This is a genomic window from Bariatricus sp. SGI.019, from assembly GCF_050315235.1.
GTDB lineage: Bacteria > Bacillota > Clostridia > Lachnospirales > Lachnospiraceae > JAFBIX01.
The window spans coordinates 19,410-34,186 of sequence record NZ_JBNPOQ010000012.1 but is presented as its reverse complement, the minus strand read 5'-3'; the positions used below and the strand labels follow the sequence as shown (position 1 = coordinate 34,186).

Below are 14,777 nucleotides of genomic sequence, written 5' to 3'. Positions count from 1 at the left end.
TTATGGCATCGATCAGGGAACGAAATGGAAAATTTAATGTGATCTATTCCTATACTGATGCAGACGGGAAACGGAAGCAGAAATGGGAAACTTATGCTACAAAGGCAGAGGCAAAGAAACGCAAGAAAGAAATTGAATATAAAGAAGAAATGGGATCCATGATAATTCCGCAGTGTAAAACCATGAAGGATCTTCTGGCAGAATACGTTGCCCTGTATGGAAAAGACAACTGGGCATTATCTACGTATGATGGAAATGTTTCTCTCATAAATAATTATATCCTTCCGATCATCGGGGATGAAAAACTGTCGGAGATCAATACCCGTTTTATTGAAAAATATTATCAGAGATTGTTGAAAGCTCCGGCTGTGGTCAATCCTATAATTGGGAAAAGAAAGAATGAATATGTATCTACCAGTACCATCAGAGATATCCATAAACTCCTCCGAAGCTGTTTTAAACAGGCTGTCAAATGGGAGCTGATGGAGAAGAATCCTTGTATCTATGCGACCGTACCAAAACATAAAACAAAGAAACGGGAGATCTGGACTGCCGAAACTCTGATGTACGCACTGGAAGTATGTGAGGATGATCGGCTAAAGCTGGCAATGAACCTTTCCTTCTCCTGCTCTCTCCGGATCAGTGAGCTTCTGGGGCTTACCTGGGATTGTGTGGACATCTCGGAGGAAGCAATTGAGGAAAACCGGGCATATCTGTTTATCAATAAGGAATCCCAGCGAGTGAGCAAATCCGCTTTAAAAGAGTTGGATGCAAAAGATGTGCTGCTGATATTTCCAGAAAAAAGCAAGACCAATAAAACAGTCCGTGTTTTGAAAACACCGAAGACAGACAGCAGTGTCCGAAAGGTTTTCCTTCCAAAGTCTGTCGCAAAGATGCTGATCGAGTGGAAAGAAAAACAGGATGAGACAAAGGAAGTTCTTGGAGATGAATACATGGACTATAACCTGGTCATGGCAAGTACGTTTGGTCTTCCTTTGGGGGATGGTGCGATCCGGAAGCCATTGAATCAGTTGATTAAAGACTATGATCTCCCACCGGTTGTTTTCCACAGTCTCAGACACAGCAGTGTTACCTATAAGTTGAAACTGAATGGTGGAGATATCAAGGCAGTTCAGGGCGACTCCGGACATGCTCAGGTCAGCATGGTTACGGATGTATATTCCCATATCCTGGATGACGACCGGAAGAAAAATGCAGAATTATTTGAAGAGGCTTTTTATGAGAAGAAAAATCTGGATCCGCAGATGCATCCGAATACAGCACAAAACACGGTAGCGGTTCCGGAAGGTGTGGATGCAGAACTGCTTGCAAAGGTCCTCTCCAATCCGGAGATGGCGGCATTACTTGCATCATTGGCGAAGACAATGAAGTAATGAAAGTATTTGTTTATTCTGTTTTAAATAGGGAAATAATGTAATAAGAATAATATCTAATATTTGTTTAGGTATCAAAAAAAAGAGAAAAACATAAAATCTAAAATAAATTAATTGCTGTAAAATAAAGGCTTTTTAGAGTTTAGATATAGACATATTTTTCAAACATTATTATAATTAAATCAGATTAGATATTATAGAAACTTGGGATAAGAGGAGGATTCAATGAATATAAAAGAAATCAAAATTAAAAATTTCAAATCACTTTATGATGTGTCTTTCTGCCCTGGGAATATCAATGTTTTTATTGGCGCCAATGGTTCAGGAAAATCTTCTGTTCTGGAAGCTATTGGTGTGCTGAGTGCAGCCATGACAGACCGTGTGAATAATAATAGTCTTCAGCGGAAGGGGGTTCGGCTTAGTACTTCATCATTATATAAGTCGCAGTTTCGTTCTATTGAACGAAGTATGCCAACGGTTGATTTTGCCATGAGCTGGGAGAGAAATAAAAACGAGTATGAATATTCTGTACATCTTACTACGCCTGCAGATGATGATACCTGGAAATATCATTCGGAAAGTGTTTCTAAAAACGGAGAAAATGTATTTGGACGAAGTAATCGATCAAGCGTACAATTAAATAATAAGGTAGGATATTATGCTCTGTCAGAAAAACTGAACGGAGAAGAATATACAGATATGGGAAACTATATCTCTGGGTACGGAATTTATCAGCCGGATACTCTTACTCTGCGTGGAAATGTGGCAGATCCTACACAGGTTACGCCAATCGGACTGAATGGCGGCAGACTTGCTGATGCAATGGAGGATTTATTCTCGGCTGTAGATGATGAGATAATGTTTGGAGCAATGAGTATGGATGATGTTCTTGAATTAATCGAGTGGGCATCGGATATTCATATCGCAAGGCCCAAAAAGTCGAATCTGAATCCGGGAGTTCCGAGTACACGACAGGTCATCGAATTTCAGGATCGTTTTTTAAAGGATAAAGCAGTATTTACCGGATATGATGCCAGTGAAGGTGCTTTGTATGTTCTGTTTATGCTGACACTGGCTATGCATCCGGATGTGCCGGGAATGTTTGCGATTGACAGTTTTGATCATGCTTTAAATCCTAGACTGGCAAAAAGAATCACAGAAGTATTTAGTCAGCTGATAATTGAGAGCGACAAGACGGTTTTCATGACAACACATAACCCCCTTGTACTGGATGGACTGAATCTGGCGGATGATAGGATACGACTGTTTGCCATTAATAAAAATAAGTATGGGCACGCTGAATTAAATAGAATCCAGATTTCTCAAGAACTTTTAGAAACAGGACAATCCTTATCCAGACTTTGGATTAACGGACTTCTGGGAGGTGTTCCGGAACTGTTATGAAAAAGAGGATAGGAATTGTAGGTGAAGGACCGACAGATTATCTTGTACTTAAATGCATGATCGATCAGATAACCGGAGAAGAAAATGATTATCTGAGAATTCAGCCGGAACAAAATATGCTAGGCGAGTACGGAAATGGGTGGAAAGGTGTATGGAACTGGTGTGAGTCTACAGGACAGAATCTGGATAAGATTATGAAGGGTATCTCTCCTCAGATTGATATGATTGTAATTCAAATGGATGGTGACGTGGCTCGGAAAGAAAAAGAGGTTCATTGTCGGTGTGCAACTGTCGAATGCGAGCATAAGGGGAAAGTTCATCCATTAGGATGTGAAACGTTAATAGATGGCTCATGTCCGGTAGATATTCCGTGTAAAGATCATGAGAACACACCGGAAGGATATCGCAGCCATATAACACATTGTGTTTTACAATGGCTTGGAACAGATACCGAGAGAAATGATATTATTATTACGGTGCCATGTGACAGTACAGATACATGGATTGTTGCTGCTTTTGATCCTATGGAGGAGATAGAAAAAATCCAAAATCCATGGGAGGATATTATTTCCAGAAAAAAGGATTACCATGGAATAAGAATACCAGGTCATAAAAAGAATAATCGTATATACCAGCAGCTGATTCCTACTTTGGAAAGTCATTGGAAACAAGTAATTGATCTGTGTGATTCTGCTAAATATTTTGAAAAAGCAGTAAAAGTAGCCTGGGGTGAATAAAGAAAATATCTCCATCATTTAGCGACAAAATGATGGAGATATTACTGAAATGAAGGGGATTTTGGGATAATAGTGCCGGGCCGGCAACTGGATATGTTCGTATTTAAGTCGGCTGTCGTGGTCGAAACACCATAGACAAATTTTCAATAACGGTGTATAGTAATAATAGAAATCTGGTCAATTGAATATTGTTTATCATTCCCGCTTGTAAGGGGATGGTAGCCGGAATATGATATCTGTCAGTAACAACAGAGCTTTCCCCGGATGTTAGCAGCTGCAAAGAATCTGCTAATTTTCAGGTCTTATCTGGTCTTGACAGAAAGGGTATTCAGATTACCAGAATTTGATTCGAAAATAAAAAAAGTCCTTGATAATAAAGGGCTAAATATATCAGTTCTTGACAGGGATTAACAGAACCACAGAGCTCTCCTAAGCACTAGTTGTGAGTTCGATTCTCGCAGGGAACGTTCAAAAAAGCGGTAATGATTAGCAGGAATTGCTAGATCATGAACCGCTTTTTTATTTTATATAGCAAAATTTTAAGTGTAGTTAAGGATATTTTGATAGTATCATTAATAATGGGTGTTGATAAATTTTTATCTGGTAGATTGGAAAATAAGAAATAGATTATGATTATATAGAAATAGAGGTAAATGTATGCGTATATTATTTGCAGAAGATGAAAAAGCATTATCAAAGGCGCTTACGACAATTTTGGAGCGTAACAATTATTCCGTGGATGCAGTTTTTGATGGAAGAAAGCAGAACAGCAATGACCATGGTGGATTTTCCATTTTCGGATATGGTAGAAGAAACCGTGAATACATATCAATCCCTGGCAAAGACACAGAATAAAATATTGACAAGTGAGATCACACCGATGATTTCCATATGTGGTGATGAGAAGGCGCTGAGTCGTCTTGTAACAATTCTTTTAGATAATGCGGTGAAGTATTCAGGAGATGGAGGACGGATTAAGGTATGCCTGGAAAAAGAGAGGAAGAGGATTCGCCTGTCTGTTTACAATACGACAGAATCTATTTCGCGGGAACAACTGGATCATTTGTTTGATAGATTTTATCGTGCAGACAGTTCCAGAAATTCTCAGACAGGAGGATACGGATTGGGGCTTTCCATCGTTGCAGCGACAGTAGAGGCACATAAAGGGAAGATTGTTGCATCGACAGAGGATGAGAGATCGTTGATGATTACGGTGATATTTCCCATAAGTTAAAATTCCAGATTATTGAAAAACAATGCTTCGGGTGGATTTCCCATCTGGGCATTTTTTATAGAGACTTTTAAGTTAATTTAAGGAAGTTTCGTTATAGTAATATCTGTAAATAATCAAAGGAGCAAATGACATGACATATCAGATGACTTTTAAACGCTATGAATTGAAGTATATGATAAACCGGCAGCAGAAAGAAAATATGTTGCAAAGTATGGAAACTTATATGAAGCTAGATCAGTACAAAAGGACAACAATACGGAACATTTATTTTGACACAGAGACATACCGGCTGGCTCGTCATTCACTGGAAAAACCGACTTACAAAGAAAAGCTTCGGGTGAGAAGTTACTGTCCGGCAAGTGAAGATACTCCGGTATTTGTAGAACTGAAGAAAAAATACAAGCATGTGGTGTATAAGCGAAGGCTGGTTTGTCCGGAAGCAGAAGTAATGAAGTGCTTATGTAACGGAAATCCACTTCCCGACCATTCACAGATTGGCAATGAGATCCGATATTTTTGGGAATATTATAAAACTCTTCACCCGACGGTTTTTTTATCCTATGAAAGAGAGGCCTATTATGCACTTGATGGAAGTGATTTTCGGGTAACGTTTGATGAAAATATTTTATACCGGGAAGATGATCTGTCTCTTGGAAGTGATATTTATGGAACTTCGATTTTGGAACAGGGGCAGACTTTGATGGAGATTAAGACATCTGGGGGAATCCCGCTGTGGATGAGTGAGGCGTTGACCAGAAACCATTTGTATAAAATATCATTTTCAAAATATGGAACAGCCTATCAGCAGATGAAGGGAGGAATTCAATATGCTTGATACAATATTTCGGGGAGTTTTTGATACAGATATGACAAGCGTGATTGGACTGTCTGATTTCTTACTATGTGTAGGCAGTGCACTGATTATTGGCCTTATTCTGACAGGAAGCTATATGTGGAAAACACGTTATACGAAGAGCTTTGTTGCAACACTGGCAATGCTTCCGGCTATTGTATGTGTAGTGATTATGATGGTCAATGGAAATGTAGGTGCCGGTGTGGCTGTAGCAGGAGCATTCAGTCTGGTTCGTTTCCGTTCGGTTCCGGGTTCTGCAAAGGAAATCGGTGCAATTTTTCTTGCCATGGGAACCGGACTTGTAGTTGGAATGGGTTATATCGGATATGCTTTTTTGATAGCAGTGCTTTTATTAACAGGAGCAATGTTTTTAACAGGCTGTAGCGAGGGAAATTCTGACTCTGCTGGAGAAAATGCAGTGACCGCAGAAGAGGAGAAGACAGAAATAACGTCCAACGAAAGTGGGATTGATACATCGGATATGTTTACAGATCGGGATAAAGAGATTGGTTATGATGAAGATGACAGCACACGCATAACTCTTTCGGATAACAAAAGCTCCTGCGAATCAGATGCTGTTCAGATCAACGAAGATACCATTACGATTACGGATGAAGGAACTTATATCCTGTCTGGTGAGCTGGCAAACGGAATGGTTATTGTGATGCAGAAGATACGGATAAAGTACAGCTTGTGCTGGAAGGCGTGGAGATCACAAGCAAAGAGTCGGCAGCAATCTATGTGCGTTCTGCGGATAAGGTGTTTATTACGACTGTATCCGGTTCTTCCAATGTCCTGACGAACGGGGGAATCTACACAGCGATTGACGACAATAATATTGACGCGGTGATATTTTCAAAAGACGATTTGACTTTAAATGGAGAAGGTATATTGACGATCAATGCAGCGGCGGGACACGCGGTGGTGTCAAAAGATGACTTGGTATTAACAAGCGGAACTTATAACATATCGGCTGAGAAGCATGGACTTTCTGGAAAGGACAGTGTACGGATCGCAGACGGAACTTACCATATCACAACTGGAAAGGATGGAATCCACGCGTCAAATACAGATGATACCAGCCTGGGATTCATATACATTGCAGGAGGCAACATTGACATTACAGCAAAGGATGACGGAATGCATGCAGATTCTGCACTATTGATTGCAGATGGAACGATTCAAGTATCAGAAAGCTATGAGGGGCTAGAAGGTCTGACTATTGACATTACAGGTGGAGATATCGACGTGACGTCAAGCGATGATGGATTGAATGCAGCCGGTGGCAATGACAGTAGTGGATTCAAAGGTGGCGGCGAGGATATCTTTGCTGTAGAGGAAGGCTCATATATCCACATATCAGGCGGGACAATTCATGTCAGTGCTTCTGGTGACGGAATTGATTCGAATGGTGATCTGACCATATCAGGTGGAGAGACTTATGTGTCTGGACCTACAAATAATGGAAATGGTTCGCTGGATTATAATGGGAAAGGTGTGATAACAGGCGGAATCTTCTTAGCAGCGGGTTCTTCAGGAATGACGCAGAATTTCAGTGATTCTTCCACGCAGGGAATTATGATGGTGACGGTAGATACACAAGCGGCGGGAAGCATCATTTCTCTTACGGACAGCAGTGAAAACGAACTGGTTTCTTGGACGACAGATAAGGAATATACTTCTGTGATTGTAAGCTGTCCGGAGATCACAGAAGGAGAAGCCTATACACTGACGGCAGGAAACAGCACACAGAAAATTATCATGGATAGCCTTATATATGGAAACGGAGACATGGGTGGACAGATGAAAGGTGGAGCTGCACCCAGACAGAATAGATAAACTTTATTTTAACACTGCTGAGTGTTCTTTTATAAACTTTTTCATAGCCTGGAAACTTTCATCGCTGATCTGATGTTCCATCTCACAGGCATCTTCAGAAGCTGTCTGGGGATCTACACCAAGAGAGATCAGCCAGTCAGAGAGTACCTGATGACGCTCATATACACTGGTGGCAATCTGCATACCCTTATCTGTCAGAGTAATAAAACCAGCCTGGTTTACTTCTATACAGCCATTTTCACGCAGATGTTTCATAGCAACACTGACGCTTGGTTTTGAAAAATTCAACTCAACCGCTATGTCAATGGAACGAACAACTGGTAACTTTTTGCTTAATAACAATATAGTTTCCAGATAATCTTCAGAAGATCTATTGTGACGCATAATAATACCTTTCTATTTTCTGTTAATATATACCATTTAAGTTTGTTCTATTATATCAGTAGAAACAGAAAAATTCAAGACTGTATAGTCTTGACGAATTTTGGTTAGCGTGGTATAACTTTAATTGAAAATAATTATCATGTACATATATGGAGGTGTTACAAATGACACTTAAGAATCTGAAAATCGGAGAAAGTGCTGTTATTACGAAAGTAGGCGGAGAAGGAGCTCTAAGACAGCATTTTCTGGATATGGGTGTGATTCCGGGGGCGGAAGTTACAGTCGTAAAGTTCGCACCTATGGGAGATCCGATGGAATTACAGATTCATGGATATGAGTTGACACTTCGTCTTGCAGATGCAGATCAGATCAATGTTCAGCTAATTGAAGAACGAACGAATAAGCATAGCCGTATTGACAAAATATATCCTACGGATCATCCGGGATTGGGAGAAGATGGTAAATATCACGCCAAGGATGACGGAGATCCATTGCCGGATGGAACGGTACTTACCTATGCCCTTGTAGGAAATCAGAATTGTGGAAAGACGACATTATTCAATCAATTGACAGGATCTAACCAACATGTGGGGAATTTCCCTGGGGTTACAGTAGATCGCAAAGATGGTCCAATCAAAGGTCATTCGAATACAAGAGTTACAGATCTTCCGGGAATATATTCTATGTCTCCTTACACAAGTGAAGAGATTGTCTCCAGGAATTTTGTTCTTGGGGATAAACCAAAGGCAATCATTAATATTGTTGATGCAACGAATATTGAACGGAATCTTTATCTGACAATGCAGCTTCTGGAGATGAATATTCCTATGGTTGTTGCCCTTAATATGATGGATGAAGTCATGAATAATAATGGTGCCATAGATATCAATGGAATGGAGGCTTTACTGGGAGTTCCGGTTATTCCAATCTCTGCGGCCAAGAATGAAGGTGTCCGGGAATTAATCGAGCACGCAGTACATATCGCACAATATCAGGAACGTCCGCAGAAACAGGACTTTTGCAGTAAAGACGATCATGGCGGTGCAATTCACCGTGCAATTCATGCCGTGGAATCGATCATTGAAGACCATACAGAAAGAGCAGGACTTCCGCTTCGTTTTTCCGCAACAAAAGTGATTGAAGGGGACTCCTTGATTCTGAAGCAGCTAGAACTGGACAAGAATGAACTGGCTATGATTGAGCATATTGTAGTACAGATGGAAAAAGAAGGCGGTATGGATAGAAGTGCTGCCATTGCGGATATGCGTTTTGACTTTATTGAGTATGTCTGTGAACGTACAGTGAAGAAGCCAAAAGAAAGTAAAGAGCGGGTCCGTTCAGAGAAGCTTGACCGTATTCTTACGGGAAAATGGACTGCGATCCCTTGCTTTATTGCCATTATGGGAGCGGTCTTCTTCCTGACTTTTAACGTAATCGGTGCATTTTTACAAGGACTTTTGGAGACCGGTATTGATGTATTGACGGAGGTTGTGGATCAGTGGATGACTGCGGCTCATGTGAATCAGGCTCTCCATGGCTTGGTGATTGACGGTATCTTTGGTGGTGTCGGAAGTGTACTTAGTTTTCTCCCGATCGTAGTGACTTTGTTCTTCTTCTTATCTATTATGGAAGATAGTGGTTATGTGGCACGAGTTGCTTTCTTCATGGATAAATTATTGAGAAAGATTGGACTGTCAGGAAGAAGTATTGTTCCGATGCTGATTGGATTTGGATGTACTGTTCCTGCCGTGATGGCAACGAGAACACTGCCAAGTAAACGAGACCGTAAGATGACGATCCTTCTGACTCCATTTATGAGTTGTACAGCGAAGCTTCCAATCTATGCTTTCTTTGTCAGTGCATTTTTCCCGGGTAAGGGCGGATTCATTATGACAGGAATCTATATTCTGGGGATCATTGTTGGGATTCTGGTAGCCCTTCTGTTTAAAAATACACTATTTAAAGGCGAAGCTGTTCCGTTTGTTATGGAGTTGCCAAATTATCGTATGCCGGGTGCAAAAAATGTTGCACAGTTATTGTGGGAAAAGGCCAAGGATTTCTTAAGCAAAGCATTCAGCGTCATTTTGATCGCAACGATCGTGGTATGGTTCCTGCAGAGTTTTGACCTTCAGCTAAATATGGTAGAAGATTCTTCTAACAGTCTGATGGCTATCATATCTGGGTGGATTGCACCGATCATGGGACCTCTCGGATTAGGAGACTGGCGTATCGTAACCTCACTGATCAGTGGGTTTATGGCAAAAGAGAGTGTGGTATCTACGATGGAAATTCTGTTTGGAAACAGCATTCAGACTGCAATATCAACGCTGTCTGCTGCTACGATGCTAGTATTCTCTCTGCTGTATACACCATGTGTTGCAGCCGTTGCTTCTATTAAACGAGAACTGGGAGCAAGATGGGCAGTTGGGGTCGTCTTCTGGCAGTGTGTAGTAGCGTGGATCATTGCTTTTATTGTAAGGCTCATCTGCATGGCAGTTGGATTGTAAAGTAGGAGGTAGGGTATGAATATTGCAGATATACTTGTCTTTCTGGCGGTCGCTGTGGTTGTGATCATTGCGGTTGTGATCATGAGAAGAAATAAGAAAAATGGGAAAAGCAGCTGTGGATGTGACTGTGGGCACTGTAGTCAGAGTTGCCAGAGAAAATAAATAATTATAATCCGTAGTATTTCTGCAGATATTGCAGGGAATGCTACGGATTATTTTTATTTGAAAGGATTTGGCATATTCACAGTCAGAATCTTGGTAATCTGAGTCCCGCAGTTGGTCCAGTTATGCTTCTTGGTAGAATCAAGCTGGACACTGTCTCCCGGATACATAATATATTCATCTTCCTCCACATATAATTTCAGAACACCTTCAAGCACATAGATAAATTCTTCTCCTTCATGAGCATATAATTCTATGTTCTCATCCGATCCGATATGAGGCATGAGATGATAAAGCCGTGGAAGATAGGAAAAGTTCTTGGCATTCTGACTTAAAGTATATTGAATGATCTGGTCGCTGACCTTATCACAGCTGGCATCGTAGATTCTTGTGACTGGTGAGGCAGAAGGAGAGGATTCTTTTTCACGGAAAAAATCGATAAATTCCATGCCAAGAACATCTGTGATCTTATGCAGTGAGTCAATGGCAATCTGGGAAAGCCCTCGCTCGAACTGAGACAGATATCCGATTGAAAAACCCGTTGCAGTACTTAATTGCTGTAATGTCATTCCCTGTTTCAGACGCTCTTGCTTAATAGTATTTCCGATTTCCTGAATACTTTTCATAGTAACACCTCGTTTTCATATTTATATAAAATGAGTAGATTTTATAGCGATATTTTCATTATATTGTAATTTGTGAAAATAATCAACTTAAAACAATGGATATTTAGAGATAATGCACAAAAAAGACACATCAGATTTATGAAAAAAAACCTGATAAAATATGTTGAAAATTTAACAATAATACTGTATTATGAAAATAGGGAAGAAAAAATCGAATGATATTTCATGATTATGAAAATGGAGGAGACGAGATGTCGCTGATAACGAATGTTCAGAAGTTTTCTATCCATGATGGCGACGGAATTCGTACATCTGTATTTTTTAAAGGCTGCCCTTTGAAATGTGAATGGTGTCACAATCCGGAGACTCAGCGGTTTGAAAAAGAGATGCAGTGTGACAAGGAGAAGTGTGTTGGCTGCGGAACTTGTGCAAAGGTATGTCCGAATGGGGCAATATCCATGGAGAATGGAAAGCCAGAGATGAAGAAAGATGCATGTACATTCTGCGGAAAATGTGTAAACTTCTGTCCAATAGGAATTCGTGAGATTATAGGACGGGAATATTCTGTAAAAGAGCTGATAAAAGAGCTGATGAAGGATCAGATGTTTTATGAAGAATCTGGCGGTGGCGTGACGCTTTCCGGCGGAGAAGTAATGGCAATGGATATAGACTATATACTGGCAATTGCAAAAGAGCTAAAACGCCAGGATGTTACACTTACGATTGATACATGCGGATATGTTCCATATGAGAAGTTTCAGGCAATTCTCCCTTATGTTCATACATTTCTTTATGATGTAAAGGTTATGGATCCAAAACTTCACAAAAAGTATATCGGAGTGGATAATCAATTGATTCTTGATAATCTGATTCGTCTTGCAGCGGATGGAGCAAGAATATATATCAGAATTCCAACAATAAAAGAAGTAAATGGTAATGAAAAAAATATGAAAGAAACGATAGCGTTTCTGAAAGAACATGATATTCATCCGGCTCAGATTAATCTGCTTCCGTATCATGATACAGGAAGTGGAAAGTATTCCAAGCTGGATATGGAATATAAGGGAACAGATTTACATGCACCGGAGAAGGAAGAGATGGAGAGCTTCGTCAGACTCTTCGTAGAATCCGGATTCCAGAACACAAAAATAGGAGGGTAAACATATGGCAAAATTACGTGGTATGAATGAAAGAATTCAGAAACTTCGGGAAATCAGTGTGACGACACCTGTTCACATTGATCTTGAGAGAGCAAAGATCGAGACTGATTTCTACAAAGAAAATGACGGCAGATATTCAATCCCGGTTATGAGAGCAATGGTTCTGAAAGAATATTTTTCCAAGAAGACCTTGTATCTGGGAGACGGAGAGCTGATCATCGGCGAAAAAGGTAAGGATCCGCAGGCATCACCTACATTCCCGGAACTTTGCTGTCACAGTGTAGAGGATATGGTGGTCATGAGTGAACGTGAGCTGGTATCCTTCCATACAACAGAAGAAGACAGAAAGCTTCAGGCAGAGGAGATCATTCCATACTGGACAGGAAGAAGTATGAGAGAGAAGATCCTTTCAAGAATGACTCCGGAATGGCAGGAATGCTACAGTGCAGGTATGTTTACAGAATTTATGGAGCAGAGAGGTCCGGGACATACTTGTGGTGGTGAGCAGGTATTTACTACCGGATATATGGATTATAAAGAGAAGATTCATAAGACAATGGATGAACTGGATTATATCAATGATCCGGAAGCAGTGAATAAATGTGAAGAGCTGAAGGCTATGGACATCTCCTGTGATGCAGTAATCATTCTGGGAGAGCGTTATCATAAGCTTGCGCTTGAGATGGCAGAGAAAGAGGAAAATGAGACCAGAAAGGCAGAACTTCTTCAGATTGCAGCGAACCTGGAGGTTGTTCCGGCACACAAGCCTCAGACTTTCTGGCAGGCAATTCAGTTATACTGGTTCACACACCTTGCAGTTACAACTGAGCTGAATCCATGGGATGCATTTAGCCCGGGAAGACTTGATCAGCATCTGAACCCATATTATGAGAGAGATGTGGAGGCAGGTATTCTGGATGACGAGAAGGCTCTGGAACTTCTGGAATGTCTGTGGGTGAAGTTCTACAACCAGCCTGCACCGGTAAAAGTAGGTATCACATTAAAGGAAAGTGCTACTTATACAGACTTTGCGAACATCAATACCGGCGGTGTTACACCGGACGGACGCAATGGTGTTAATAATGTAAGTTACCTGATTCTGGATTGTATGGATGAGATGAAGCTGGTTCAGCCAAACTCTAACGTAACGATCAGTAAGAAGACACCGGCCAAGTTCTTAAAGAGAGCATGTGAGATCTCAAGAAAAGGATGGGGTCAGCCTGCATTCTATAACACAGAAGCTCAGATCATGGAGCTGATCAATGCAGGAAAGAGTCTGGAAGATGCAAGACGCGGTGGTTCTTCAGGTTGTGTAGAGACCGGAGCATGGGGAAGCGAAGCTTATATCCTTACCGGTTATCTGAATATCCCGAAGGTATTCCAGTTGACATTGTTCAATGGATATGATGAATATTCTGGAAAGCAGATTGGATTGCCACTTGGATATGCTAAGGACTTTAAGACCTATGATGAACTCTGGGCTGCATTTAAGAAGCAGTTAGAGCACATTGTAAATATCAAGATCCGTGGTAATAACGTTATCGAGCAGTTATATGCACAGGAGATGCCGGCACCATGCCTGTCTGTTGTAACCAACGACTGTATCTCTAATGCAAAAGACTACAATGCAGGCGGCGCAAGATACAATACAAACTATATTCAGGGCGTAGGTATCGGTACGGTTACAGACTGTCTTGCTGCTGTAAAATATAATGTATATGACAATCACAACTTCACGATGGAAGAGTTGATTGAAGCTATGGAGCATGACTTTGAAGGATATGATGCAATCTATCGTATGGTTCATGACAGAACTCCAAAATATGGAAATGATGATGACTATGCAGATGACATTATGCAGGAAGTATTTGAATTATACAGAAGCACCATCACAGGACGTCCGAACATGAAGGGTGGAAAATATGGTGTAGATATGCTTCCTACTACCTGTCATGTATACTTTGGTGATGTAATTCTGGCAACTCCAAATGGAAGAAAAGCACATAAACCAGTATCTGAAGGTATTTCTCCAGAGAAATCCGCAGACACCAATGGACCGACAGCAGTTATCAAGTCCTGTGCAAAGATGGATCATCTGGCAACAGCAGGTACTCTTCTGAATCAGAAGTTTACACCAAATGTTGTGGCTGGAGAAGAAGGCCTGAATAATATGGCCAGTCTGATCCGCTCATACTTCTCCATGGATGGACATCATATTCAGTTCAACGTTATTGATAAACAGACACTGATCGATGCTCAGAATCATCCAGAAGATTATAAAGATCTGATCGTTCGTGTCGCAGGATACAGTGATTTCTTCCGTAACCTGGATAAACCACTGCAGGACGAGATCATCAATCGTACAGAACAGTCATTTGATTAATTAGAACTTGACAATTTCACTAATTTGTGTAGAATTATGAAACATAAGGACAAGGTGGTCAACGCCTTGTCCTTTTTTTATTCCATAGTTTGAG

Annotated in this window: 13 protein-coding genes and 1 pseudogene; 12 read left to right on the top strand and 2 right to left on the bottom strand. The window is 40.7% G+C overall.

The window, feature by feature from the left end:
• The first annotated feature begins 2 nt into the window (after positions 1–2).
• The 8 genes and pseudogenes from ACQRD1_RS09055 to ACQRD1_RS09020 all read left to right on the top strand — a co-directional run bounded on the left by ACQRD1_RS09055 (position 3) and on the right by ACQRD1_RS09020 (position 7,461).
• On the top strand, positions 3–1,394 hold the full coding sequence (locus ACQRD1_RS09055) for a tyrosine-type recombinase/integrase (protein WP_427787310.1): 1,392 nt from the start codon (positions 3–5) through the stop codon (positions 1,392–1,394).
• Positions 1,395–1,619: 225 nt separating this feature from the next.
• Positions 1,620–2,798 carry an AAA family ATPase gene (locus ACQRD1_RS09050; RefSeq protein WP_300335992.1) on the top strand — a complete coding sequence of 393 codons (1,179 nt, stop codon included), beginning with the start codon at positions 1,620–1,622 and terminating at the stop codon, positions 2,796–2,798.
• Positions 2,795–3,535, top strand: a complete 741-nt coding sequence (locus tag ACQRD1_RS09045; protein ID WP_300335994.1) for a hypothetical protein — start codon at positions 2,795–2,797, stop codon at positions 3,533–3,535. Before ACQRD1_RS09050 ends, ACQRD1_RS09045 begins: the two co-directional genes overlap by 4 nt.
• A gap of 657 nt (positions 3,536–4,192) precedes the next feature.
• Positions 4,193–4,294 (top strand): annotated as a pseudogene (locus ACQRD1_RS09040) (DNA-binding response regulator); the annotation flags it as partial.
• Positions 4,275–4,769, top strand: coding sequence for a sensor histidine kinase (locus ACQRD1_RS09035; protein WP_427787308.1), 495 nt, complete (start codon positions 4,275–4,277; stop codon positions 4,767–4,769). The pseudogene ACQRD1_RS09040 and the gene ACQRD1_RS09035, both read left to right, overlap by 20 nt.
• Before the next feature lie 130 nt (positions 4,770–4,899).
• On the top strand, positions 4,900–5,604 hold the full coding sequence (locus ACQRD1_RS09030; protein ID WP_347375539.1) for a polyphosphate polymerase domain-containing protein: 705 nt from the start codon (positions 4,900–4,902) through the stop codon (positions 5,602–5,604).
• The gene (locus tag ACQRD1_RS09025) at positions 5,597–6,421 is read left to right on the top strand and encodes a DUF4956 domain-containing protein (protein WP_427787306.1); all 825 of its coding nucleotides are present in this window, start codon (positions 5,597–5,599) and stop codon (positions 6,419–6,421) included. The genes ACQRD1_RS09030 and ACQRD1_RS09025 overlap by 8 nt, the downstream gene beginning before the upstream one ends.
• Complete coding sequence (locus ACQRD1_RS09020; protein ID WP_427787304.1) at positions 6,328–7,461, top strand: carbohydrate-binding domain-containing protein; 1,134 nt, start codon at positions 6,328–6,330, stop codon at positions 7,459–7,461. Before ACQRD1_RS09025 ends, ACQRD1_RS09020 begins: the two co-directional genes overlap by 94 nt.
• A gap of 3 nt (positions 7,462–7,464) precedes the next feature.
• Here ACQRD1_RS09020 and ACQRD1_RS09015 read toward each other — a convergent pair whose 3' ends face one another.
• The gene (locus ACQRD1_RS09015; protein WP_235234240.1) at positions 7,465–7,845 is read right to left on the bottom strand and encodes a metal-dependent transcriptional regulator; all 381 of its coding nucleotides are present in this window, start codon (positions 7,843–7,845) and stop codon (positions 7,465–7,467) included.
• A gap of 164 nt (positions 7,846–8,009) precedes the next feature.
• Between ACQRD1_RS09015 and feoB the strand changes: the two genes are divergently transcribed.
• Positions 8,010–10,352, top strand: coding sequence for a ferrous iron transport protein B (gene feoB, locus ACQRD1_RS09010; RefSeq protein ID WP_427787302.1), 2,343 nt, complete (start codon positions 8,010–8,012; stop codon positions 10,350–10,352).
• A gap of 15 nt (positions 10,353–10,367) precedes the next feature.
• The gene (locus ACQRD1_RS09005) at positions 10,368–10,514 is read left to right on the top strand and encodes a FeoB-associated Cys-rich membrane protein (RefSeq protein WP_427787300.1); all 147 of its coding nucleotides are present in this window, start codon (positions 10,368–10,370) and stop codon (positions 10,512–10,514) included.
• Positions 10,515–10,570: 56 nt separating this feature from the next.
• On the opposite strand, the gene ACQRD1_RS09000 is transcribed toward ACQRD1_RS09005, so the two are convergent.
• Positions 10,571–11,140, bottom strand: a complete 570-nt coding sequence (locus tag ACQRD1_RS09000; RefSeq protein WP_235233960.1) for a helix-turn-helix domain-containing protein — start codon at positions 11,138–11,140, stop codon at positions 10,571–10,573.
• Positions 11,141–11,391: 251 nt separating this feature from the next.
• Here ACQRD1_RS09000 and ACQRD1_RS08995 point away from each other — a divergent pair, with 251 nt between their 5' ends.
• Positions 11,392–12,300, top strand: a complete 909-nt coding sequence (locus ACQRD1_RS08995; protein WP_235233980.1) for a trans-4-hydroxy-L-proline dehydratase activase — start codon at positions 11,392–11,394, stop codon at positions 12,298–12,300.
• A 4-nt stretch (positions 12,301–12,304) separates the two neighbouring features.
• Positions 12,305–14,683 carry a trans-4-hydroxy-L-proline dehydratase gene (hypD, locus tag ACQRD1_RS08990; RefSeq protein ID WP_347375543.1) on the top strand — a complete coding sequence of 793 codons (2,379 nt, stop codon included), beginning with the start codon at positions 12,305–12,307 and terminating at the stop codon, positions 14,681–14,683.
• Positions 14,684–14,777: the final 94 nt, after the last annotated feature.